Origin of the sequence: Streptomyces sp. NBC_00019, assembly GCF_045041015.1 — a bacterium.
Classification (GTDB): domain Bacteria; phylum Actinomycetota; class Actinomycetes; order Streptomycetales; family Streptomycetaceae; genus Streptomyces.
The window spans coordinates 603,224-622,545 of record NZ_CP108302.1; the positions used below are offsets into that span (position 1 = coordinate 603,224).

Annotated in this window: 28 protein-coding genes and 1 pseudogene; 16 read left to right on the forward strand and 13 right to left on the reverse strand. The window is 69.9% G+C overall.

Annotated elements, in window-relative coordinates; all coding sequences use genetic code 11:
* The first annotated feature begins 26 nt into the window (after window positions 1–26).
* Window positions 27–1,445: a PP2C family protein-serine/threonine phosphatase gene (locus tag OHU89_RS02850; protein ID WP_405639484.1), complete on the forward strand. Its 1,419-nt coding sequence runs from the start codon at window positions 27–29 to the stop codon at window positions 1,443–1,445.
* Window positions 1,446–1,511: 66 nt separating this feature from the next.
* Here the strand turns inward: OHU89_RS02850 and OHU89_RS02855 are convergent, their stop codons facing one another.
* Window positions 1,512–1,868 (reverse strand): ANTAR domain-containing protein, encoded by a 357-nt coding sequence (locus OHU89_RS02855; RefSeq protein WP_405639486.1) that lies wholly within the window; start codon window positions 1,866–1,868, stop codon window positions 1,512–1,514.
* An 85-nt stretch (window positions 1,869–1,953) separates the two neighbouring features.
* Window positions 1,954–2,232 carry a hypothetical protein gene (locus OHU89_RS02860; RefSeq protein ID WP_405639488.1) on the reverse strand — a complete coding sequence of 93 codons (279 nt, stop codon included), beginning with the start codon at window positions 2,230–2,232 and terminating at the stop codon, window positions 1,954–1,956.
* A gap of 389 nt (window positions 2,233–2,621) precedes the next feature.
* Between OHU89_RS02860 and OHU89_RS02865 the strand changes: the two genes are divergently transcribed.
* The 7 genes from OHU89_RS02865 to OHU89_RS02895 all read left to right on the forward strand — a co-directional run bounded on the left by OHU89_RS02865 (window position 2,622) and on the right by OHU89_RS02895 (window position 6,152).
* Window positions 2,622–2,819, forward strand: coding sequence for a hypothetical protein (locus tag OHU89_RS02865; protein ID WP_405639490.1), 198 nt, complete (start codon window positions 2,622–2,624; stop codon window positions 2,817–2,819).
* 159 nt (window positions 2,820–2,978) lie between these two features.
* On the forward strand, window positions 2,979–3,152 hold the full coding sequence (locus OHU89_RS02870; protein ID WP_267016922.1) for a CsbD family protein: 174 nt from the start codon (window positions 2,979–2,981) through the stop codon (window positions 3,150–3,152).
* Window positions 3,153–3,678: 526 nt separating this feature from the next.
* Complete coding sequence (locus tag OHU89_RS02875) at window positions 3,679–4,035, forward strand: PRC-barrel domain-containing protein (protein ID WP_405639492.1); 357 nt, start codon at window positions 3,679–3,681, stop codon at window positions 4,033–4,035.
* 46 nt (window positions 4,036–4,081) lie between these two features.
* Window positions 4,082–4,252, forward strand: coding sequence for a hypothetical protein (locus OHU89_RS02880; protein WP_266898094.1), 171 nt, complete (start codon window positions 4,082–4,084; stop codon window positions 4,250–4,252).
* Between the two features lie 325 nt (window positions 4,253–4,577).
* Window positions 4,578–4,925, forward strand: coding sequence for a hypothetical protein (locus OHU89_RS02885; protein WP_405639494.1), 348 nt, complete (start codon window positions 4,578–4,580; stop codon window positions 4,923–4,925).
* Window positions 4,926–5,229: 304 nt separating this feature from the next.
* Window positions 5,230–5,388, forward strand: a complete 159-nt coding sequence (locus OHU89_RS02890) for a hypothetical protein (RefSeq protein ID WP_405639496.1) — start codon at window positions 5,230–5,232, stop codon at window positions 5,386–5,388.
* A gap of 5 nt (window positions 5,389–5,393) precedes the next feature.
* Window positions 5,394–6,152: a GAF domain-containing protein gene (locus OHU89_RS02895; protein WP_405639498.1), complete on the forward strand. Its 759-nt coding sequence runs from the start codon at window positions 5,394–5,396 to the stop codon at window positions 6,150–6,152.
* Window positions 6,153–6,158: 6 nt separating this feature from the next.
* Here the strand turns inward: OHU89_RS02895 and OHU89_RS02900 are convergent, their stop codons facing one another.
* The gene (locus OHU89_RS02900) at window positions 6,159–6,644 is read right to left on the reverse strand and encodes a DUF5994 family protein (RefSeq protein WP_405639500.1); all 486 of its coding nucleotides are present in this window, start codon (window positions 6,642–6,644) and stop codon (window positions 6,159–6,161) included.
* A 307-nt stretch (window positions 6,645–6,951) separates the two neighbouring features.
* On the opposite strand from OHU89_RS02900, the gene OHU89_RS02905 reads away from it, so the two are divergent.
* The gene (locus OHU89_RS02905) at window positions 6,952–7,425 is read left to right on the forward strand and encodes a DUF5994 family protein (protein WP_405639502.1); all 474 of its coding nucleotides are present in this window, start codon (window positions 6,952–6,954) and stop codon (window positions 7,423–7,425) included.
* 393 nt (window positions 7,426–7,818) lie between these two features.
* Here the strand turns inward: OHU89_RS02905 and OHU89_RS02910 are convergent, their stop codons facing one another.
* The gene (locus tag OHU89_RS02910) at window positions 7,819–7,971 is read right to left on the reverse strand and encodes a hypothetical protein (protein WP_405639504.1); all 153 of its coding nucleotides are present in this window, start codon (window positions 7,969–7,971) and stop codon (window positions 7,819–7,821) included.
* Window positions 7,972–8,225: 254 nt separating this feature from the next.
* Between OHU89_RS02910 and OHU89_RS02915 the strand changes: the two genes are divergently transcribed.
* From OHU89_RS02915 to OHU89_RS02935, 5 genes are all read left to right on the forward strand, one after another.
* Window positions 8,226–8,858 carry a DUF5994 family protein gene (locus tag OHU89_RS02915; protein WP_405639506.1) on the forward strand — a complete coding sequence of 211 codons (633 nt, stop codon included), beginning with the start codon at window positions 8,226–8,228 and terminating at the stop codon, window positions 8,856–8,858.
* 10 nt (window positions 8,859–8,868) lie between these two features.
* Window positions 8,869–9,033, forward strand: coding sequence for a hypothetical protein (locus OHU89_RS02920; protein ID WP_405639508.1), 165 nt, complete (start codon window positions 8,869–8,871; stop codon window positions 9,031–9,033).
* Window positions 9,034–9,066: 33 nt separating this feature from the next.
* Window positions 9,067–9,390 carry an STAS domain-containing protein gene (locus tag OHU89_RS02925; RefSeq protein WP_405639510.1) on the forward strand — a complete coding sequence of 108 codons (324 nt, stop codon included), beginning with the start codon at window positions 9,067–9,069 and terminating at the stop codon, window positions 9,388–9,390.
* Window positions 9,391–9,481: 91 nt separating this feature from the next.
* Window positions 9,482–9,745, forward strand: coding sequence for a PEP/pyruvate-binding domain-containing protein (locus tag OHU89_RS02930; protein ID WP_405639512.1), 264 nt, complete (start codon window positions 9,482–9,484; stop codon window positions 9,743–9,745).
* Window positions 9,746–9,794: 49 nt separating this feature from the next.
* Window positions 9,795–10,508, forward strand: coding sequence for a hypothetical protein (locus OHU89_RS02935; RefSeq protein ID WP_405639514.1), 714 nt, complete (start codon window positions 9,795–9,797; stop codon window positions 10,506–10,508).
* Between the two features lie 110 nt (window positions 10,509–10,618).
* Here OHU89_RS02935 and OHU89_RS02940 read toward each other — a convergent pair whose 3' ends face one another.
* The 4 genes and pseudogenes from OHU89_RS02940 to OHU89_RS02955 all read right to left on the reverse strand — a co-directional run bounded on the left by OHU89_RS02940 (window position 10,619) and on the right by OHU89_RS02955 (window position 13,608).
* On the reverse strand, window positions 10,619–11,317 hold the full coding sequence (locus OHU89_RS02940; protein WP_405639516.1) for a cytochrome P450: 699 nt from the start codon (window positions 11,315–11,317) through the stop codon (window positions 10,619–10,621).
* Between the two features lie 29 nt (window positions 11,318–11,346).
* Window positions 11,347–11,904: pseudogene (locus tag OHU89_RS02945) on the reverse strand (ferredoxin reductase); the annotation flags it as partial.
* A gap of 82 nt (window positions 11,905–11,986) precedes the next feature.
* Window positions 11,987–12,733 (reverse strand): IclR family transcriptional regulator, encoded by a 747-nt coding sequence (locus OHU89_RS02950; RefSeq protein ID WP_405639518.1) that lies wholly within the window; start codon window positions 12,731–12,733, stop codon window positions 11,987–11,989.
* 173 nt (window positions 12,734–12,906) lie between these two features.
* Window positions 12,907–13,608 carry a TetR/AcrR family transcriptional regulator gene (locus OHU89_RS02955; RefSeq protein WP_405639520.1) on the reverse strand — a complete coding sequence of 234 codons (702 nt, stop codon included), beginning with the start codon at window positions 13,606–13,608 and terminating at the stop codon, window positions 12,907–12,909.
* Between the two features lie 145 nt (window positions 13,609–13,753).
* On the opposite strand from OHU89_RS02955, the gene OHU89_RS02960 reads away from it, so the two are divergent.
* On the forward strand, window positions 13,754–14,431 hold the full coding sequence (locus OHU89_RS02960) for an SDR family NAD(P)-dependent oxidoreductase (RefSeq protein WP_405639522.1): 678 nt from the start codon (window positions 13,754–13,756) through the stop codon (window positions 14,429–14,431).
* A gap of 146 nt (window positions 14,432–14,577) precedes the next feature.
* Here the strand turns inward: OHU89_RS02960 and OHU89_RS02965 are convergent, their stop codons facing one another.
* A complete protein-coding gene (locus OHU89_RS02965; protein ID WP_405639524.1) occupies window positions 14,578–15,231 on the reverse strand; it encodes a class I SAM-dependent methyltransferase in 654 nt (217 codons plus the stop codon).
* Between the two features lie 184 nt (window positions 15,232–15,415).
* On the opposite strand from OHU89_RS02965, the gene OHU89_RS02970 reads away from it, so the two are divergent.
* Window positions 15,416–16,315 (forward strand): aminoglycoside phosphotransferase family protein, encoded by a 900-nt coding sequence (locus OHU89_RS02970; protein WP_405639526.1) that lies wholly within the window; start codon window positions 15,416–15,418, stop codon window positions 16,313–16,315.
* A gap of 119 nt (window positions 16,316–16,434) precedes the next feature.
* On the opposite strand, the gene OHU89_RS02975 is transcribed toward OHU89_RS02970, so the two are convergent.
* From OHU89_RS02975 to OHU89_RS02990, 4 genes are all read right to left on the reverse strand, one after another.
* Window positions 16,435–17,475, reverse strand: coding sequence for an LLM class flavin-dependent oxidoreductase (locus OHU89_RS02975; RefSeq protein ID WP_405639528.1), 1,041 nt, complete (start codon window positions 17,473–17,475; stop codon window positions 16,435–16,437).
* Between the two features lie 15 nt (window positions 17,476–17,490).
* Window positions 17,491–18,129: an NAD(P)-dependent oxidoreductase gene (locus OHU89_RS02980; RefSeq protein WP_405639530.1), complete on the reverse strand. Its 639-nt coding sequence runs from the start codon at window positions 18,127–18,129 to the stop codon at window positions 17,491–17,493.
* A gap of 52 nt (window positions 18,130–18,181) precedes the next feature.
* Window positions 18,182–18,553, reverse strand: coding sequence for a DoxX family protein (locus OHU89_RS02985; RefSeq protein WP_405639532.1), 372 nt, complete (start codon window positions 18,551–18,553; stop codon window positions 18,182–18,184).
* 82 nt (window positions 18,554–18,635) lie between these two features.
* Complete coding sequence (locus OHU89_RS02990; RefSeq protein WP_405639534.1) at window positions 18,636–19,316, reverse strand: SDR family NAD(P)-dependent oxidoreductase; 681 nt, start codon at window positions 19,314–19,316, stop codon at window positions 18,636–18,638.
* Window positions 19,317–19,322 lie beyond the last annotated feature (6 nt).

A 19,322-nucleotide genomic window follows, 5' to 3' on the forward strand; every position in this document is an offset into this window, starting at 1 on the left:
GCCGCGACCGAGGCGTGGAGGAGCGGGTGGATCTGTCTCCCGAGCAGGAGGCGCGGCGGATCGCCGCGGTGCGTCGTTACGACATCCTGGACACCCCGCCCGACGGTGCCTTCGACCGGATCGCCGCGCTGGCCGCCCGCCTGTTCGACGCTCCGGCCGCCACGGTGACGATCGTGGACACCGACCGGGTCTGGTTCAAGGCCGTGTACGGCCTGGCGGGGGTCACACAGATCGGCCGGGACCCGGGTCTGTGCACCTCGGCGATCCTCGCCGGCGGCCCTCTGGTCGTGCCCGACACCCTCGACGACCCGGTCGCCCGCGCCCACTGTCTGGTGACCGGTCCGGCCCGGGTGCGCTTCTACGCCGCGGCCCCGATCACCACCGGCGACGGCCACCGGCTGGGCACCGTGGACGTCCTGGACACCAGACCGCGCCGCGTCACACCGGACCAGGCCACCGCCCTGACCGACCTGGCCGCGCTGGTGATGGACGAACTCGAACTGCGGCTGTCCGCGCTGCGCATGCTCCGTGTGGAGCGGGAACTGGTGGAGGTCGAGCACGCGGCACGCCGACGCGCCGAGCGGGACCGGTCGGAGATCGCCGCGTACGCATCCACCCTGCAACGCACCCTGCTGCCCCCGGCACTGCCGGAAGTGCCCGGACTGGAAGCCGCCTGCCACTACAGCACCGCCTCGGTCCACGACGTCGGCGGCGACTTCTACGACGTCTTCCCGCTCGGCGCCGAGCGGTGGGCGTTCTTCCTCGGTGACGTCAGCGGCCGGGGCGCACCCGCCGCCGCGCTCACCTCGCTGATCCGCTACACCCTGCGCACCACTGCCCTGCTGGAGCGCGACCCGTGTGCCGTACTGCGGGCGCTGAACTCCGAACTGCTGTCGGCATCGTCCGACGGCACCGGTTTCTGCACTCTGGTCTTCGGCACCCTCGCCCCCGAGCCCACGGGCGGTTTCGTCCTCACCCTGGCCGGCGGCGGCCATCTCCCGGCCCACCATCTGCGCCCCGCCCGGCGCGACGGGTCCGACCGGGCGGCCGCCCGCACCGAGCCGGTGAGCCTGGCCGGAGGGATGCTCGTCGGCGCGCTGCGCCACGCGGACTTCGTCTCCCGAGCCGTTCGACTCCTGCCCGGCGAGGCGCTCTTCCTCTACAGCAACGGACTCACCGAGGCCCGCACCGCCCGAGGCGCCCGGTTCGGCGAGAGCGGCCTGGCCGCCCACCTCACCCACCATGCCGCCACGAACCGGGCCCTCGGGGCCGCCGCGATCATCAGCGACCTCACCTCGCTGCTGGACACCTTCCCCGCGGGACCCGCCGACGACGTCGCGCTCCTCGCCCTCAGCGCGACCTCGGCGACACCCGTCACGGCACCCTCCGGCGCTTCGGGCACCGCGCACACCAGCCTGCCCTTTCCGCTGCCCGACAGCGCGTGACCTGGACGAAGGCACCGGAGGATTGAGTGCACAGCTCCCCGTGCCGTCCGGCGGACGCGCACTCCGTCACCCGCGGTCCGCCGCGTGAAGGCGCCGCAGCTCCCGGCGCAGCTCCCGCTGTATCGGTTCCGGGAGCGTCTCGTCCCGTGTGGTGGCGACCAGGGCGGCGGCCACGTCCCGCAGCTTGATGTTGCAGTGCTGCGACACGCCCACCAGCAGATCCCACGCCCGCTCGCTGGAACACGGCGCCAGGACCATCACCATGCCGCGTGCCTGGTCGATCACCGCCCGGCCGGCCAGCGCCCGCCGCAGCTGATCGTTCTCGGCGCGCAGTGCCTCGACGTCCTGACCGACCGCATTCCCTGTCAGCGCCCCGGCCGCCAAATGCCATCCGTCCTCTGGGAGCATGGTCGTGCGATGCATGGCACGCACCCTCTCCACGATCTCGGCACGTCCGGGCCTGGCCGAAGCCGCCCCGGAGCCTCTGGATGTCGGACAACTTCATCGGTCAACCGCGGCGTTCATGGTCGCGGCGGTCCTCACGCCGCCAGCGCGCCCGGTTCCGTCGGCTGTAGCGACGGTTCCAGCGGTCCTGACGGTCCCGGCTGTTCTCGTAGTCCCGGTAATCCGTGAGATCGGAACCGTCGCCGCGGATCCAGCCTCCCCCTCGATCGCGGCCGTGGCGGGTGGCGCCGTAGGCCAACACGGCTGCGGCCACCCACCAGAGAGGGCTGAGGAAGCCGAGGCCGAACAAGACCACGATGAGGACGAGAAGCGATACGAACACGGCGGGCCTCCCCGGAGCAGAACAAGGCATCACTGCCGGGGGCCGGGGCCTGTGCGCACAGCGTAGCTCTCCCCAGAGGTCGCGGACAGCGGCCCACGTCAGCGTCTTCCGCTGGGAACGGATGGCCACTTGCCGTCTGTTCAGGGGGTGTGGCGAGGGCTAGCGTGCGCGGTACGGCCCGAGCCCCCGGCAGCGTCGATCACCTCTCGCGTCCCTTCGAGGGCGCACCTGCGCATCGGTGCCGGAACCTGCCGCGTCCGCCAACGGGCCGCTCCTGCACTCGCCGTCGCTACGCGATCCCGGCGCAGCCTCGATGCGCTCCATGCGGGCACCCTTCTGCTGCCCGCCGCCGCATCCCACAACAGGCGGTACACATGTACGCGCTGATCGTGCCAGCTTCGGTCCCCTTCGTCCTGCTCGCCACCGTGATGGGCCTGTCCTGGTGGGAGGACCACATCCTGCCGGCGGCGCCGGCCGAACCCGTCGACACTCCCGCCGAGGCTTTGTCTGTCCCGGCGGTCCCTGCCCAGCCCGCAGAACTCCCCAGTGCCGACTCCGCGTTGACAAGGGAAGTCGCCACGCATTGACTGACAGCACGGCGTAGGCCATGCCGCTCCGGATCACTCGGGCGACGCATTCCACCTTTCTGCTTCGCCCGGACCCCGCGGAATCAGGAAATCCCCGCGATCTGGAGGCCCGGCGATGTTCTGGATTCTTCCCTTCTGCTGATCCGACACAGAGCAGTCGTGAGCGTTGGACAGACGATCAAGTACAAGACACAGCAATTCAAGGGTCGGATCACCGAACGCATCGGCCGGACCACCCGCAACCAGCGACTACAGCGCGAAGGCAGGACCGACCGTGCCTCCGGAAGCCTGAAGCAGGCCGGAGACAAGGCCAAGGAAGCTTTCAGGCGCTGACCACATGCGCCCCGGGTGGTACCCACGTCGATTCGACACCACCCGGCTGGCCTCAATGCTCAATGGGCCGACGGGAATTGACGGACACCTCCTCGACCTCGGACGCGGGCGCGGGCTGATGCGGTGCTCCGGCCCCGAGTACGCCCTTGCTGTCGCCCGCCACGACGGCGCGAGCACTACGGTCCTCAATGGGCTGCTGTCCAGGAGCAGTTCGTCCGATCACCGCAGCACGCCGCACCGAACAGCCGACCGACCCGGCCCTTCCTTCCGACCCCGGCGGTCGGTGCTGACGTACAGCCCCGCAGCTGCCGCCGCGCAGACCGCACGGCCCTCACCAGCACGACGGTGTGGGGCTACGACGGCACCAGCGCCGGCTCTCCGTGGAGCGGGTCCCCCGTCTTCTCGGCGCCTGCCCGTCGGCTCGTTCTCAATATGCGCCACGCGCGGGCGCGACGCGGAGATTCCCGGATTAACCTGGGAGGACACAGGGCGTACCGGCCCGGATCGACGGCTCGGGAGGCAGGCCATGATCCATGCAGCCGATATCCGCGAGTGGCGCAACTGTAGCGTCGTCGATCCGAAGGGCCACAAGATCGGCATATTCGAAGCGGTCTACGTCGACACCGCCACCGACGAACCGGCCATGGCCACGGTTCGCACCGGGCTCCCCACCCGCCACCGCCTGGCCTTCGTACCCCTCGACGAGGTGACCCTCGGGCCCGGCTACGTCAAGGTCTCCTACGCCAAGGCGCTGGTGAAAAAGGCGCCTTCGCTCGGCGTGGACGACATCCTGCCCGTCGAGTCGGAGGAAGCGATCTTCCAGCACTACGACATGCCCTACCGGACGGGCGCAGGCGGCGAGCGGCAACTCGCGCGCCGCTGACCGTCCGGCGCTCAGCCGCCCAAGGCCCCAGGGAGGTGTTCGCGTCATGGCTCTCTTGCTGTTTCTCGTTCTGGTCGCTGTCGTGCTGGGAATCATCGGGGTCGCAGCGGATGGGCTGAGCTACCTGCTGATCATCGGCATCGTGGTCCTCGTGGCCGCGCTGGCTCTCACCGCCGCGCGCTGGTCCCAGCGCTCCCGTCGTCGCCCCGTCCGATAGCACCGGCAGCCCGCACCACTCTCTTGCACCTTCGCTCTCGATTCCGTCAGGAACCGACCGGGGGCGACACTTTCGACCGCCCTCGTGGATGCCTGGAGAAAGGCCGATCGGCCGATTCCTGCGGGCAGTAGGCTCGTCATACGGCCCACCCGTGGCCCCGGCCCTCTCCGTGCTGTCCAGTTCCGCGCAACAGAGGCCCTGCGCAAGGCGAAATCCACGCCGGTGACGGAGGGGATGGGGTACGTGAAGTCGCGTCCCGACCTGTGCGACGAGTTTCGGCAGCGGGCGGCTGCTCCTCGTCGTAGATCTGCGCGGTGTCCCGTTCATGGACGGGAGCGCGCTGGATCCGCTGTGCGCGGCGTGGGAGGACTGTCATGGGCGGCTCGGGTGGATGCGGGTCGTGCACCACCGGCCAGGCGCGAGTCTCGTGTTCCGGGCCGGCGGACTGCAGGACCGTTTCCCGCGGTACGCGAGCACCGAGGACGCCTGGCAGGGCGTACCCGCGGACCGTGCGGGGGCGCACCCGGCCCGCGTGATGTACGGCGGAAGCCGACGGCGCCCCGCCCTGAAGTCCCGCAGTCGGCGCGGGCGGAGACCGGTGATCAGCGATGGCATGGCCGAGGTCCTGCGGTCGCTGAGCCTGGGCGAAGTAGGCGGTCCCATTCCGAGCTGAGCGCGCGGTTCGAGGAGCTTCGGTTCACGCCGGGTGAGGGCCCGGGTCCGTACACGACCCGCACGGGCTCGCCCGTCGCCGATCCGGGTCGGGGAACTGACCGCGTCGTGCGACGGGGGTCGGCGGCTGAGTGATCAGCAGTACTCGGGCGCAACCGCTCTGACATCCGTGCTGACCAGCGCTTTCGTGGACGGCGGCTCACGTGGCGGGGACGGGCGCATTCCCGGGTTCGGCATTTCCCTGGAGCCGCCGGCGGGGCTGCGCCGCGCGGTCGTGCACCAGAGCACGGGGATGATCAGTGTCCATGGAGGAGGGCCTCCTGCGGCTGCGCGCCCACGCGTACAGCGGTGGGCGCCTCCTCGGCGAGATCGCGGCGGACGTGGTTGCCCGCAGGCTGCGCTTCAACGACGACTTCGACGACGATGGGGACGGGCCGTACTCGCCCGACGGTGGAACGGGGTGAGTGCCATGGCCCGCGAGCGACGTCTGGCCGAGAGCTTCGTGGAGGTCGCGGACTCCCTCGTCGAGGACTTCGACGTCATCGACCTGCTGCACCGGCTGTCCGCGCGCTGCCTGGAGCTGCTCGACGTGTCGGCGGCCGGGACCCTGCTCGCCGACACGCAGGGCGAACTGCAGATCGTCGCCGCCTCGGACGAGCACGCCCGCCTGCTGGAACTCTTCGCGCTCCAGCACGACCAGGGCCCGTCCGTCGAGTGTTACCGCACCGGCGCCGCCCGCACCAACATCGACCTGGCGCGGCCGGAGTCGGCCACCGACTGGCCGCGCTTCGCCGCCCGCGCCCGCGAAACGGGGCACGCGGCCACCCACGCCATCCCGCTGCGCCTGCGCAACCGCGTCGTCGGCACCCTCCATCTCTGCCAGAACACTCCGCGGAAGCTCGGCGAGGACGACATCGCGCTCGCCCAGGCACTCGCCGACGTGGCCACGATCGCGATCCTTCAGCAGCGCACGCTGGAGCAGTCGTACGTCGAGAACAACCGGCTGGAGAACGCGCTGACCTCCCGCATCCTGGTCGAGCAGGTCAACGGCGTCCTGGCGGAGCGCTGGAGCACCTCCGTCGACGACGCCTTCGATGCGTTCCGGTCGTACGCCCGCGCCCGTCACCTGCGCCTGTCGGAGCTCGCCGCGCAGATCATCGCGGGCGACTTCGACACCGCGGTCATCCCGGCCCCCGCGACGGCCGAGCTCCGGGATCACCACAGCTGACCGCCGTCACGTCCTCGGCGCGGCCCATCCGGTGCCGGTGTCGATGAGGATCTGCTCGGCCTGCGTGAGGTTGTCGGCGCGTACCGCTTCGGCCATCGCGGCGCGGGCCGTGTCCGGTGCCGTCTGCGGCGGGACCACGAGGAGGGAGAAGTGGTCCGCCTCGCCCCGGGTGACCAGGACGGTGTCGTCGCCGACCGGGAAGGAGTCGATGCGGACGACCCGGTCCTCGATGACCAGCCGGGTCGGCAGCGCGTCCCAGGCTGCGGCGTCCAGGCCGACCCGTGTGATCGGACCCAGGTAGTCGGTGAGCGCGGTGATCAGGGCGGGAAGCTCCGTGGAGATGTCACGGGAGCGCGGCCACCACGCTCCGTCGAGAAGGCCCCGGCGGTCGTGCGTCGTCTCCAGCCGTACGACGGCCGTCCCGGGTTTCACGGCTTGGTGGACGGAGTCCGGCAGGAGCCGGGTCACCCGCGGGGAACCGGAGTCGGACATGACGCTCGCCTGTCTGCGAGAGATATGAAGTGACTTCCTCGTTTCACGGTACTCCGCGGACCCGCAGCGGCCGGAACGCTCGCTGGTCACACACGGCGACCGCGGGTCACGCCGGAGCAGGGGGAAAGATCCGGTCCGTGGTTCCGTGCCCAAGGGGAACGACCAGCGGTCCGTCCGGCCTCTTCGAGGAGTAGCGTCAAGGCATCGGGAGTACTTCGTGCACCGGCCCCGTTGCCGGTGTCGTTCCTGGTGAGCAACGACACCGGACAACTGCTCACGCGCAGAGGTCCGGGGACGGGTTCGCACGATGTCCGCGACCACCGACCTTCTCCTGCCGCGCGCCGTGCCCTTCAGGGCACCGACCGCGCGTCTCGCCCTCAAACCCGTGAACCCTTCTCCGAGCCGTGTCGAACTGGACGGCGCGTGGTGGCCCCGCTCACGTGACCTGACCCACGAACTCCCCGCGCTGGCCGACGTGCTGGACCCGCTGTGGGGACGGATCACCCGTATCGCCGTCAACCCCCGCTACTGGCCGGTGATTCCGCCCAGGATCTACGTCAACGGCCATGTGGTGAGGGTCGGTTGGTTCACCACGGAGCTGGATCCGCACAAGATCCTGCTGCTGTCCGGTACGTCGGGCCGCTGGGACCTCCTGGTGGTTCCCCCGGAGACCACCGCCCCCTCGGCTGCCCGGCTGATGGCCGTGGCAGGCGCGAGCACCGCCCCGCGGTCGACAGCGACCGCTCTCATGGCGGCGGAACAAGCCGACCACGCCTCCTAGCCGTGCGACGCCGATGCCGGACGGCCCAGCCGGCCGGCGGCGGGGGTGTGACTGCCTGCGTCACCGCTCCGGTCGTGACCAGGCGGCCCGGATCACGTGGCCACCGCGTCGACACGGACCGGCAGCACGGTGCGGGGCCGTGCGACTCCGGAACACACGGCGAAGATTCCGCCGACCCACCCCGCCCGGAGCCCGCGAGAACCCACCCACCGGACAACAGCGAGGCCGGCATGACCGTTTCACGGACCGTCAGGAACCAGACGTAGACGATGAGGGGCAGGGTCACCGAAGAGCTCGGCCGGGTCACCCGCAACAGGCGACTGCGACGCCGGGGCAGGACCGACCGGGACTCCGTAAGCCTGAAACAGGCCGTCGAGAAGACCGAGGACGCCTTCAGGCGGAACGGAAGCACTCGATGATGTACGACCAGACGCGCGCCCGGAGCCCACGGGCCAAGCCCTGCGCCCCGCCGAGCGCCGCAGGCCGGGCCCGGAACCGCTGCTCCCGTCGGACGGACAGGACAAGATCCTCCAGCGCCTCCGGCACGCCCTCACACCTTCGCCGACACCCCACGCGAGGCGCTGGAAGAGGCCGAGAGCGCCTACGACGAAGCCACCGCCCAGCTCGCAAACGCCCTCGCGGAACGGCGGCGTGTCCTGCGCGCCGGGTGGCAGGACCAGGATCCCGACACACAGTCCGACGATCTCCGGCTCGCACTGCGGCAGTACCGGGAGATCACCCAGCGACTGCTCCACCTCTGGACGGCCACTGCTCCGCGCTGTTCCGGTGCGCGGAGTAGTGTGGACACTACCCAGGGCATTTCGCACACCGGCTTCCACGCCGGGTCGTCCTCGGCGAGAGATGAAACCCGGGCTGCCGCAGAGGTGGCCCGGAGACGGGTCGGCATCATGTCGGCGACCTTGTACCCCACCCTGCCGCATCCCGTGCCCGTCGCAGCCCCGGACGTACGTCTCGCCCTGAAGAGCGAAGGCGCCTCCCATGGCCTCCTGGACGGTGCCTGGTGGCCCCGTTCCCGGGATCTGCTTCGCGAACTGCCCGCACTGACCGACGTGTTGGACCCTTTGTGGGGCCGCATCACCCGTATCGCCGTCAACCCGGAGCACTGGCCGGTCATCCCCCGCGAGGTTCCCGTGCACGGCCACGTCGTCAGGGTCGGCTGGTTCACCCCGGAGATCGACCCGCACAAGCTGTTGCTCCTCTCCTACGGCACCGGCCGCTGGGACCTGCTGATCATCCCGCCGGAGACCGGGGCGGAACCGGCGGCCCGGCTGATGGCCGCCGCGTCCGACCGCGACGGCCCGCCTCTGACCGCGAGCGCGCTCATCGCCGCGGACGAGGCCCGGCACGGCGTCTCCGCGGTGGCCGTCCCGGAACAGCCCGGTCCGCCCAGTCGCCTGATCGTCGGCATGTGAGGCGGCAGCCATGAACACCTTCCTGACGGCCACCGCCTTCATCGTCCTCATCGCAGCGGCGGCATACGTGATCCACCGGCTCAACCTCCAGCAGACCGACAGAATCGCCCTGTACCGGTACAGCGCCGCCCTGCCCGTCCGCCGCGGACGCGGCACGCCGCAGCACCACAGGTGACAGGAGCCCGACGGGCCAACGATCCGAGGCGTCATGACTCTTCCGCAGCTGAACATCTACCGGCACGACCGGGGCACACGAGCGCTGATCACCCTGGCCGGTGAGATCGACCCGGCCACCGCGCCCCAGGTGCAGGCCGCGCTGGAGCAGTGCCTGTATGACGGCATCACCGTCATCGACATCGACCTGACCACCGTCGGCCTCTGTGACGGCAGCGGCCTGAGCGTCTTCCTCGACGCGTCGCGGCACGCCGCCGAGGCCCGTGCGTCCCTGCAGCTGCACCACCCCTCCCCGCAGACCGCACGGCTCCTCGCGGACACCGGCTCCGATCGGGTGCTCCTCTCTCGGCCGCATTGAAAGAGCTGTTCAACCAGCCTTCTTGCGTGAGCGATGCGTGAGCGGACGGTGCGGCACCGTTCACGACGGAACAGAGCACACGTCGCGCCAAATGTGCCATGCCCTGGTTCCGGAGGACTCCTGCTCCCATCGGCGCCAAGTGCGGCTGGTGGACCTGGCCAAGAAGACCGAGCGGGCATTCGGCGGCCCCCAGGACATGGAGTTCGGATTCGACGCCGCCGGGAAGCTGTGGCTGTTCCAGGCCCGGCCTATCACCGCGATGGCGGCCCGGCCCTTGCGCGGAGCGCGCTTGCTGGACCCCGGTCCGGTCGCCGAGACGCTGCCCGGGGTGCTCCAGCTGCTGGAGAACCTGTGAGTGGCCCCGATGCCCCACAGCCTCACCCTCGCCCCCGACATCGCCGGTGGTGACCATCGTGGACGGACGGGCCGCCGCCGATCTGCAACTGCTGGGCGCCATCCCATCCGCCCACCCGGTCCTGGACTTCATCAACCCGGCACCGGGGGCCCGCCGGGCGGGCGCGTCCGCCTGGCGGATCGGACGGCTGCGTTCCGCGCTCCCACTGCTGGCCGTCGACCTGATGGCGAACGTGGACCGGCAGCCGGCCGACTTTCCGCCGCCTGGCGACATGCTCAGCGGCCAACTCCTTGACGCCATCGCGTGGGGTCGGCAGGTGCTCTCTTCGCTGCACGCCCAGGAGTACCTGGCTGGCGCACTGCTCGGCGCGGGCAGCGGCGCCACCGCGGCGGGCGAAGCGCTCGCCGAACTGATGGAAGGCCGCAGGAGGGGCCTGAGCGACGAGCAGCTCCTGGAACGCCACCCCGTTCTGCTGGCCCTGCTGCCGCCGACCCTCGGCGACCGCCCGCCGCTGCCGCAACGGACCGGATCGCTCTGCGGGTCGGCGCCGGTGAGTGCGGGTTCGGGTCTTCCCCACTGGTGCTGCTGCGCTGGAAGGAACTGGTCGAGGCGGCGGACGGCAGGGGGTTGCCGGCCGACCTCGCCGAGCGGGAGCCCCGGTTCCCGCGTACCTGACGGCGATCCGGCCCGTGACCGCTGCCGCGAGGTCGAGGTCGTGCGCGGTGACGACCTCCTCCTATGCGTAGTGCCGGTAGATCGCTGACGCCCCGCACGCCGGCTTCCCACGCCCGCCACCTCGATCATGGAGGTGAGGCGTATCTCAACGCCGTTGTCCTTCGCTCCCCCACGGAGGCGACAGGGCGTGGAGGCGGATCACGAGGGAGAACTGATGTGGGCGATCGTCGTCGACTCAGCGCCCCCCGGACGGACGCGAACGGGCAGGGACGCCCAGGAGCGCAGGGTGTTGTTGAGGTGTCGGCGCGGGTTCGCGGTGAGTTCGATGTGCGCGACGCGACGAGCGAGGGCGGTCAGCAGGGCCTCGGCCTCCAGACGGGCGACGTGCAGGCCGACGCACTGGTGGATGCCCATGCCGAAGCCGACATGCCCGGACGGGTCGCGGGTGAGGTCGAAGCGATCGGGATCGTCCCAGCGGTCGGGGTCGCGGTTGGCCGCGCCGAGGAACATCAGGATCTTCGTGCCCTCCGGGACGACGGTGCCGGCAATGGTCACATCGGTGGTGGCGGTACGGAAGAACGTCTGCACCGGCGACTGCCAGCGCACCGCCTCGTCGAAGGCGACCCGTACCAACTCCGGCCGCTCCCGCAGTCGTTGCCACTGTTCGGGATGGGTGGCGAAGGCGTACAGGCAGGCCGCCAGCCCGTGCACGGTGGTGTCGACGCCGGCGGTGAGCAGGGAGCGCACCACCAGGGGCGCCTGCACGTGAGTCAGGTCCCCGCGGTCGGCGGCGGCCCAGATCCTCGCCCCGAACCCGTCCTCGGCCAGTGCCGCGCGGGCGCACTGGGCCCTCACCCACGCCGACAGCTCGGCCACTCGGTGGGCGTCGGCCTTCACCAGGTCATTGACGGGTCCGAAGGAGTTGAAGGCGAGGTGCCGAGCCAGGACGCGAGGTCGAGCAGTCCCACCTCGTCCTGAGGGGCGAGGTGCACCCGCTCGCCATGGGCGGCCGTCAGCTCTTCGTGGAAGGCCATGGAGGCCCGGGTTCGTCCGCCATAGAGCAACTGCCACTCCGCGCCCAGCAGTTCGGCCTGTTGGACCATCGACAGCAGCGGGGTGATGCCGACGCCGCCCGCGATGAACAGGTACCTCTCCGAGGGCGCCAGCGGGAAGTGGTTGCGCGGTCCGCCGACACCGATCCGGTCGCCCGGGCGCAGTGTGTCGTGGACGAACGCCGATCCGCCGCGTCCGTGCGGCTCGCGCAGGACGGCGATCCGGTAGGTGTAGGCGTCCCACCGGTTCCCGCACAACGAGTAGTGCCGCATCGTCCCGCCGGGCAGCACGACTTCGATGTGGGAGCCGGGAGTCCAGTCCGGCAGCCGCGCGCCCGCCGGATGCGCGAGGTCCAGTGCGACCACGCCCTCGGCCACGGTCTCCTTGGCGGAGATTTCCAGAGTCACGACCACGTCGTCGCCTCCCGTCATCGGATTGCGGGAAGCATGCGCGGAAGTGAGTGGGAGGCCCGAGGGGACTCTCATTCAATGAGAGACGAAGGTGCGGGATTCCTCAGCCGGGCAGGCCGCGAGCCGTCAGGGCCCGGGAGACGCCGCGCGCCGCGGTCCGCACCACGGGTACGACGGAGGCCGCCGCGGCCTCGTTCGGGACGATCACCGACAACGCGGCCACCACCTCCCCCTGCCGTCCACGGACCGGGGCGGCGATGCCGAGGGCGTCCTCGTGCACATATCCCGGGCAGAACGCGTAACCCTGGCGCCGGACGGCCGCCAGGGTGGAGCGCAGCGCGGTGGGGGTGGTGATGGTGTGCGGCGTGTACGCCTTCAAGGGTCCGGTGAGGATGCGTTCCTGGAGTGCGACGGGACCGTGCGCGAGCAGTACCAGGCCACTCGACGACACATGCAGCGGCAACCTGCCCGCGATCCGGGTGAAGTTGATGATCGCTCCCGGCGCCGAGAGCCGTTCGAGGAACAGCACCTCCTCGCCCTCCAGCACGGCGAGTTGGACGTGGTGCCCCACCACGTCGTGCACGCCCTCCAGGAAGGGCATCGCCGTGTCCCGCAGCGACAGGGTGGGCGATGCCCGCGTCCCGAGCTCCCACAGCCGCATGCCGACCCGCACCCGGCGGTCGGCGTCCCGTGCCAGGAAACCGTGCGTGACCAGTTCGGCCACCAACCGCGACGCGGTCGCCAGGTGCAGTCCCGTGCGTCGGGAGATCTCGGAGACGGTGAGAGCCGGCTCCTCGGGTGTGAACACCTCAAGGATCCGCACCGCCCGAGACAGAACTGACTCACCCATCCGTGGTGTCCTCCCACAGACATGATCGGCTCAGGGACCTCGCAGGTCCATGTCCGCAGACACATGGACAGGGACGATCTCGCACCTCACCGAGGAGAGCTTCGACGACCGCTTCGTCCACGGCGTCGACCTGACCCTGAGTCGAGCACCGCAAGCGGACTCCAGCCCCCAGGTCAGTCGTTGCCCGCGCTCGACTCCGGTGCCGCACCGCCCGCCGGGCCGGCACGGAGCATGGCCTTGTAGAGGGCGTCATGCTCAGGCGAGGCGGGCAGGGGGCCGCGGCCCGGGGCCTCGAAGGACTGGACGAACAGGGCGACGACGCGGCGCCATGCGTCGGGGGCGGCGCCGCTGGTGGCGTTGACCACGCCGGCGTTCGCCATGTGCAGCAGCACGAGGTCCGAGGAGTCGAAGTCCTCGCGCAGCCGGCCCGCCGCCTTGGCCCGGCCGATGAGCTCCACCATCCCCTCGTAGGCCTCGTTGCGGCGGCGCTCCAGGGCCTTGGCAGTGGGGAAGGTCGTGGTCAGGACGTCGGCGAAGCCAGAGTCTGCGGCCTGCATCGCACAGGCGGTCTCGATGTACCCGACGAATCCGTGCCAGGGATCGGGGTCGTCCAGCCCGGCGGCGACCGCGTTGGCGTAGGCGTCCATGCGGTCGAAGAAGACCGCGTCGACCAGCTCCGCCTTCGTGGGGAAGCGGCGGAACATCGTGGCGATCCCCACCCCCGCCTCACGGGCCACCGAGGCCATCGAGGCACCCAGACCGTCTCGCGCGAACACCACACGCGCTGCGGCGATGATCCGCTCCCGGTTGCGCTCGGCATCGCTGCGCAACGGCTGAGCAGCGGGGACGTCGGAGTGCTGGGCGCCTGGGTTCATACCGGTCATCCTAGCAACCGGATTGCCCTATCCATTTTTGGTGGTACGGTTACAGCACTGAACCGGATAGGCCTATCCGGAAATTGATTCGGATAGACCTATCCGAATACTTGCTTGCTTCGACCAGCTTTACGAAAGGATCGCTGTGACCAGCATCGCCATCATCGGAGCCGGCCCTCAGATGGGCATGGCCATCGCCCGCACCTTCGGCTCCCAGGGCTTCGACGTCGCCCTCATCTCCCGCAACCGCGCCAAGCTCGACGGCCTCGTCGCCACTCTCGCCGCCGAGGGCATCACGGCCGCCGCGTTCCCCGCGGACGTACTCGACCATGACGCGCTCAGCCAGGCGCTCAAGGATGCCGCCGCCAGGTTCGGTGGCATCGACGTCCTGGAGTACTCCCCGCTCGCCATGGAATCCACCGTGCTGGCCACTCCGGCCGAGAGCGACCCCTCCCACATCCAGCACGAGATCGAGGTCCAGCTGTACGGGGCCATGGCCGCGACCAAGGCGGTCCTGCCCGCGATGCGCGAGGCCGGCGCGGGCACCCTGCTCTACACAACCGGCGCCGGCTCCCTCGACCCGCTGCCGATGGTCGGCAACGTCAACGCCGCCGCGGCGGCGCTGCGCAACTGGGTGGTCAACCTGCACAAGGAGCTGGACGGCACCGGAATCCAGGCCGCTCACATCGCCATCGACGTGGCGCTCGGCGGCGGCTCGATCGACCCCACACTCAAGGCGGCCACGCCCGAGGAGGTTTCCTCCGTCTACTGGGAGCTGCACACCACCAAGCGCGACCAGGGCGAGATCGTCTACAGGGGCTGAACTTCAGCCCCTGGAACCGCAGCACAGCCTCTCCCGCCTTTGCCGGAGCCGGATCGCGCCACCGCGCTTCCTGTCGCCCTGCCGCGGCGGCGCGATCCAGGGAAGGGTCCATCAAGGACCGAGGCCGGGATCACACCAAGTCCGGGCTACTCCGGTTTGCGGACCATGAAGCTGGCGATCGTTCCCTTCGCCCCTTCGTCGAGCGCTTGCACCAGTCGCGCGGTGACAACGAGCCCAGCCTGTTCCAGCAGTTCGGAGATGCGATCCGCCGGCAGCCGATAGGACTCGAAGGGCGCCGATCGGTCGCCATAGGCAAGGGTCCGACGCAGGTGCTCGCCCTTCCCCACCCGGCAGACAAGCATCAGGTGGCCCCCCGGCGCCAGGGTGCGGTGGAACTCGGCGAACACGACCGGCAACAACTCCGGCGGCGTGTGGTGAGTGGAGTAGTAGGCCAGAATGCCGCCGAGATCGTGGTCGCCGATCTCCAACGCGGTCATGGAGCCCACGGCAAACCGCAGGTCCGGGTAGGCCTCCCGGGCCAGTTCGATCATCTTCGGGGACACATCGATACCGAATGCCGAGAGCCCCAGTCCAGTCAGGTGCGCTGTCACCTTCCCGGGACCGCACCCCACGTCCGCGACCGGCCCGTCCCCTGTTGCCTGTACGAGTTCGGCGAACGCGGCGAGCATCGCGCGCGACAGCGGATCCAGTTCGGCGGGGGCCTTGACGCTTGCTGCGTAGTCGGCCGCCACGGTGTCGTACGACTCCCGGACCGCGGCGAGGTAGACGGTGTCAGTCACCCCGCAAACCTAGTGGCAGGTTCACCGAGGGCACATGGGAATCTGCCACCCCTTGACCGCGAGGCTTCGGGAAAATCTCAGTTGATCCGAACCCTGGCCTATGAATACTGGCTGTTGTCTCAGTAGTTCTGGTCTGCTTCCAGCGTTTCGCGTTGGACTAGGGGAAGGGCCTGCGCGAATCACCATGCACGATGACCAAGTGGACGTGACCGCCGACATTGTTGCGACCTTGATCCAAGAACAGTTCCCTCAGTGGAGCGGCAAGGCAATCCGACACCTGTCATCGACCGGGACAGTCAACGCCATCTTCCGCATCGGCACCGACCTCTCTGCGCGTTTCCCGCTGCGTCTAGCCGATGCTGCCGAGGCGCTGGCGGTTCTGGAACAGGAAGCCCAGGCCGGCGCGGAGCTGGCACAGGTGTCTCGGATCCCCGTCCCGGAACCCGTCGCCCTGGGAAAGCCTGGCGCGGGTTACCCCATGCCGTGGTCGGTCCAGACATGGCTGCCGGGAACGGTCGCCTCGGAGGCCGACCCGAGTGGGTCCGACGCTTTCGCCGAGGACCTCGCGGCCTTCATCGCAGGCCTGCGGGGCGCTGACACGCGGGGGCGGCTTTTCAACGGCGACAACCGTGGCGGCGTTCTCGCTCACCACGACGATTGGATGGCGGAGTGCTTCGAGGAGAGCAAGGGGCTGCTCGACGTGCCCCGGCTGCGCCAACTGTGGAGCCACTTTCGGGAGTTGCCACGCACGGATGCCGACGTGATGAACCATGGTGACTTGATTCCCGGCAATGTACTCGTCGAGGGAGACCGCCTCAGCGGCGTACTCGACACCGGCGGCTTCGGCCCGGCCGACCCCGCGCTGGATCTGGTCAGCGCCTGGCACCTGTTGCAGCCAGGCCCGCGGGACGTGCTCCGGCGGACACTGGACTGTGACGATCTGGAGTGGGAGCGCGGCAAGGCCTGGGCGTTCGAACAGGCGATGGGTGTGGTCTGGTACTACGTCGAGAGCAATCCGACGATGAGCAGAATGGGGCGCCGCACACTCGACCGCATTCTGGATTCGATGGAGTCCATGGTGTGATGTCCCACCCCGATCGTAGGGCGAGACGGGACACCCTTCGCCTGCCTCACCGGTCGGGTGCGCAGACCACACCGGGACTACGACGCGGCAGGTGGCCGCGCCGCGGGGATGACTCCAGCTCATGGTTTCGCCAGCTCGGCCCGGATCTGAGGGAGCACCTTCGTGCCGAGCAGTTCGATGGCGTGCAGGAAGTCACGCTGGGGCATGCCGCCGACGTCCATCTGAAGGATCTGGCGGGTGTGGCCGAGCAGTCCGTGCAGGTGGAGGATGCGGTCGGCGATCTCGTCGGGGCTGCCGGCGAAGACCATGCCGCCGGGTTCGACGGCCGCAGCCCGGTCGGCGCGTGAGGGGGCGGGGCGGCCCAGTTCGGCCATGCCCTCGGCCATCATGCGGTGCTCGTACTCCAGGTAGGTCGAGCGGGCCTGCGCGCCGGACTCGGCGACGAAGCCGTGCACTGCGACGGCGATGTCGGCCCGCTCGGCGGGGTGGCCGGCCTCGGCCCAGGCGGCGCGGTAGGCGTGCCCGTAGCGCGCCCAGTGCTCCGGGGTGCCGCCGAGGATGCCGAGGAACATCGGCAGACCCAACTCGACGGCTCGGTACACCGAGTCCGGGCTGCCGCCGGTGCCCAGCCAGATCCTCAGCGGCTCCTCGGGGCGGGGGAAGACAGTGACACCCTCCAACGGCCGTCTGCGGTGGGGGCCGTTCCAGGTGACGCTCTCGCCGGCGTTAACCGCCATCAGCAGGGCGAGCTTGGAGGCGTACAGCATGTCGTAGTCGCGCTCGTCGTGGTCGAACAGCGGGAACATGATCGTCGACGAGCCGCGTCCGGCGACCAGTTCGATGCGTCCCGGAGCCAGGGACTCGGCGGTCGCGAGCTGTTGGAACACCCGGATCGGGTCATCGGTCGACAGGACGGTGACCGCGGTGCTGAGCTTGATCCGGTGGGTGGCGGCCGCGGCGGCGTTGACCACGGAGGTGGGTGAGGACAGCGGCATCGCCCGCATGTGGTGCTCGCCGACCCCGAAGAAGTCCAGGCCCACCTCGTCGGCGAGCTTGATGGCCTCCAGCACATCGCGCAGGGCCTGGGCGGTGGGGCCGCGGCTGCCATCCGCGAGACGCGGGGTATTACCGAAGGAGTAGACGCCGAGTTCGAAGGTCATGGTGGGGTCCTGGCCTCAGTTGCTGATGGCGGGCATGGCACGCCGGTAGCGGTCGTCGGTGAGTTGCGAGACGAGGAACGCGGCGATGTCGGCGCGGCTCATGGCGGAGGCGACCTTGTCGTGGCCGAGGAATCCCGAGCGGATGCGGGCGGTGGCGGGCTTGTCGGTGGGGTTGGTGATGCGGGCGATGGTGTAGTCGAGATCCGAGCCGGTGACGGCCTCGGTCAAGCCCTTCAACTCGGCCAGCGCGTTGGGGAACATCAGCCCGGCCGCGACGGGCAGTACCTTGTGCTTCCAGTGCGGCTTGTCCCGCGGATCGGCCAGTGAGGGCGTGGCCAGGCCGATGAACCGGTCGACCTTCTGAGCCCGCATGGTCTGCACGATGGTGCGGGTGCCGTCGGTCACCTGGGTGCCGGTCATGGACCGTTTCAGAGACGGTCCGAGCGCGCTGATGACCGCCTCGGCACCACTGACGGCCTGCTCGACGGCCTCACGGTCGGACAACTGCCCGGTGACAACCGTGAGTTGAGAGTGGGTGAGGTCGAGCTTGGCCGGGGTGCGAACCAGGGCGGTGACCGGATGGCCGCCGTCCAGGAGCTGCTGGACGACCAGGCGGCCGATGCCGCCGGTCGCGCCGAAGACAGTGACACGCATCAGGTGGTTCCTCGTGGTGGCGTTCGGAAGATTGGGGGCAGGACGGAGAGGGTCAGAAGCTGTACGGCCCGAAGCGGCCCCATGCCACCAGCGCGGCCAGGATCAGCAGGACGGCGTTGAAGGCGATCCCGGCGGGTTCCTTGCGACGGGCGTGGGTGATCGCGGCCAGCACCATCACCACGACCAGACCGGTCGCGGCCAGCGGGGTCAGCACGGGGGCGATGTCGGTCGCCGCGGGAAGGACCAGGCCGAGAGCGGCGGCGAACTCCACGATCCCGATGAAGCGGACGGTGCCCTGGGAGAAGTCGGCCGTCCAGGGCAACTGGCCGACCAGCTTCTCCTTGGGCTGGGTCGACTTCATCACGCCGCCCATGGCGAACATGGCGGCCAGCACGGCCTGGACTATCCACAAGAAGACGTTCACGTACGGATTCCTTCGGGGAGGGGACGGGGTAGGGAGGGGGCGATTGCCCCCTCCCTGGAGCGGGATGGACCGGCCGGTCAGGTCAGGCTTTGAAGACGGCCTCGGAGCGGTCGCGGCTTTCGTGCAGGTCCCAGTACAGGGGGGCGATCTGTTCGGGTGTGGCCGTCGGGAAGCCCTCCGGGCCGCCGTCGCCGATCCACACGCTGATCGCCACGTGCGCGGCATGGACACCGCTGCCGGACAGCTCCTTGCCCAGGTTGATCACCCAGTTGCGCAGGGCCGCGCCGGCGGCGTTGACGTTGCCGAGCATGGGGACGGGATCCACCGAACCGCCGCCGGTGGTGAAGAGCAGGGTGCCGGCGCCCGCCTCACGCATGGCGGGCAGCACGGCTTGGGTGGCGGCTACGGCGCCGTAGAAGATGTACTCGATCTGCGGCTGCAAATTGTCCACCGTGGACTCCGAGGGAGCGGCCAGGGTGGCGCCGGGCGACGGGTACTGCGGGGCCGGCGAGTATTCCAGTACGTCGATGCTGCCGAAGCGAGCCTTCACGGCGTCCAGGGCGGAGGCCAAGGAGTCCCGTTCCAGGACGTCGGCGGGAAACGCCTCGGCGGTGATGCCTTGCTGGCCGAGCTGGTCGACCAGGGTCTGAAGCTTCTCCTTGGTGCGGGAGATCAGGGCGACGTCGAAGCCGCGGCCGCCGAAGGTGCGGGCGATGGCCAGGCCCATGCCGGGGCCGGCGCCGACGATGGCAATGGTGGGCACAGTGGT